Raw genomic sequence first — 1,912 nt, 5'->3', positions numbered from 1 at the left:
ACCCGGCGGCACACCGCCACCGCGACCATCGCGGTGGTCCTCGCCGTCCTGGTGAGCATCGCCGTCACGGTCGTGCCGGTCGTCCTCGTCGCCGTCGGGTCCGCCGACCGTGCCGGTGACGTCTGGCCCATCGTCACCGAGCTCTGGAACCGCTTCACCGGCTGAGTCCCTCGGCCGTCCGCACCACCATCGAAGGAGTCACCATGCGCAACCGCATCATCCTCATCGGCGCGATCGTGTTCCTCGGGTTCTGGTTCGGCGCACGCGCCACCCGTCCCGTGAACAAGAAGTCCAAGGCCCAGACCGCGCGCGAGCTCTGGAACGACCCACGTTCGCGGAAGGCCCGCAAGAAGCTCCGGAAGAAGATCGCCGGAGCGACCAAGCACTGACACCGACACGAGGCGCGGTGCACGTGACCCGATCTGGGTGGCGTGCACCGCGTCCGTCGTTCGCTACGGTCGCAGCATGCACCGTCTCTCCCCCGCACAGCGCTGGGTCGTCGCGCTCGGCACGTTCGCCGTCGTCCTCCTCGTCGTCGGCGTCGTCGGGCTGGTCGTCGGGCTGTCGAACCGGTACGGGTGCCTCGGGGCGGGCGAGAGCTGGCCCGAGGAGCGGTGCCTCGGCGACGACTCCGGGATCGTCTGGGGCAGCGTCCTCGGCATCGCGGGGCTGCTCCACCTCGGTCTCACCGGGCTGGCCGGCGCGATCGTCTGGACGGCCGCGCCGACGATCGCTCCCGGCCGTCTGCGTCGCCCCGCCCCGAACGTCGGTGTGAACGTCGTCTTCACGGTCGGCACGCTCCGGCAGCCCGAGGTGCAGGACGCGCTGTTCGGCGACCCGGTGCCGACCGCCGAGGACGCCCTGGCCGGCTGGCGGGTCGACGACGCGACGAGCACCGACCCGGACGTGATCCGAGCGGGCGGACCGGGCCGTCGTCCGTCCCTGCGACGCGGCACCAGCGAGGACCGGGTCGAGGGTGCGGCCCTCACGCTCGGGTACGAGTGGCAGCTGCGGGACGTCGACGACCACGAGCCCGTCGACCACCAGCGCATCGAGGTGACGCTGGAGTCGGGTACCCGGGCCTGGGTCTACGTCGCCGCCGACGAGGTCTGAGCGGCAGCGAGCCGTTCGAGCCCCTTGTCGATCGACACCGCGGGCGTCCACCGCAGGTCCTGGCGGGTGCGGCGCTGGTCGAACCAGTGCGCCGTCGACAGCTGCTCGGCGAGGAACCGGGTCATCGGCGGCTCGTCCTGCCCGGGTCGTACCCGCCAGAGGGCCTCGACGAGCGATCCGGCGACGCGGGCCACACCGGCCGGCACGTGCAGCCGGGGTGCCGGGACCCCGGACGCCGCGCAGATGCCCGCGAGCAGGTCGGCGACGGGCCGGGGCTCGCCGTTCGTGACGACGTGGGCGGCGCCGTGCACCGCGTCGTCGGCGGCGTGCTCGAGCGCAGCGACCATGGCCGAGGCCGCGTTGTCGACGTAGAGCGTGTCGATCAGGGCGGCGCCGGAGTCGAGCACCGGGAGCCGTCCGCTGCGGGCCCGGTCGACGATCCGCCCGATGAGCTGGGTGTCGCCCGGTCCCCACACCAGGTGGGGGCGGACGGCGGTGACCGCGAACCCCGGGGCGTCGGCGGCGAGGGCGAGGAGCTCGGCGGCGGCCTTCGTGCGGGCGTAGTCCCCGCGGGCGCGCGCCGGCTCGGCCGGTGCGGCGCCCGCCCCGACGAGCGACGAGCCGGTGTGCGCTACCGAGGGCGACGACACGAACACGAACCGTGTCGCCCCCGCGCGGCGTGCGGCGTCGAGCANGGCCCGGGTGCCCTCGACGTTCACGCGGACGAAGTCGGCCGGGTCGCCTGCGAGCGAGACCTCGGCGGGGAAGTGCACGACCGCTTCGACGCCCTCGACCGCCC

3 protein-coding genes are annotated in these 1,912 nt (G+C 74.0%); 2 read left to right on the top strand and 1 reads right to left on the bottom strand.

Annotated features, from left to right (window positions below):
* The first annotated feature begins 203 nt into the window (after positions 1 to 203).
* Positions 204 to 389: a hypothetical protein gene (locus I5E_RS04000; protein WP_022905857.1), complete on the top strand. Its 186-nt coding sequence runs from the start codon at positions 204 to 206 to the stop codon at positions 387 to 389.
* 76 nt (positions 390 to 465) lie between these two features.
* On the top strand, positions 466 to 1,113 hold the full coding sequence (locus I5E_RS25940; RefSeq protein WP_222836447.1) for a gamma-glutamylcyclotransferase family protein: 648 nt from the start codon (positions 466 to 468) through the stop codon (positions 1,111 to 1,113).
* Here I5E_RS25940 and I5E_RS03990 read toward each other — a convergent pair.
* The coding region (locus tag I5E_RS03990; protein ID WP_022905855.1) for an NAD-dependent epimerase/dehydratase family protein at positions 1,089 to 1,912 on the bottom strand (824 nt) is incomplete at its 5' end. The two genes, I5E_RS25940 and I5E_RS03990, sit on opposite strands and share 25 nt — an antisense overlap.

This window comes from Curtobacterium sp. B18 (genome assembly GCF_000333375.1).
Lineage (GTDB): Bacteria > Actinomycetota > Actinomycetes > Actinomycetales > Microbacteriaceae > Curtobacterium.
The sequence above is the reverse complement of the archived record's forward strand: the minus strand, read 5'-3'. Positions and strand labels throughout refer to the sequence as shown.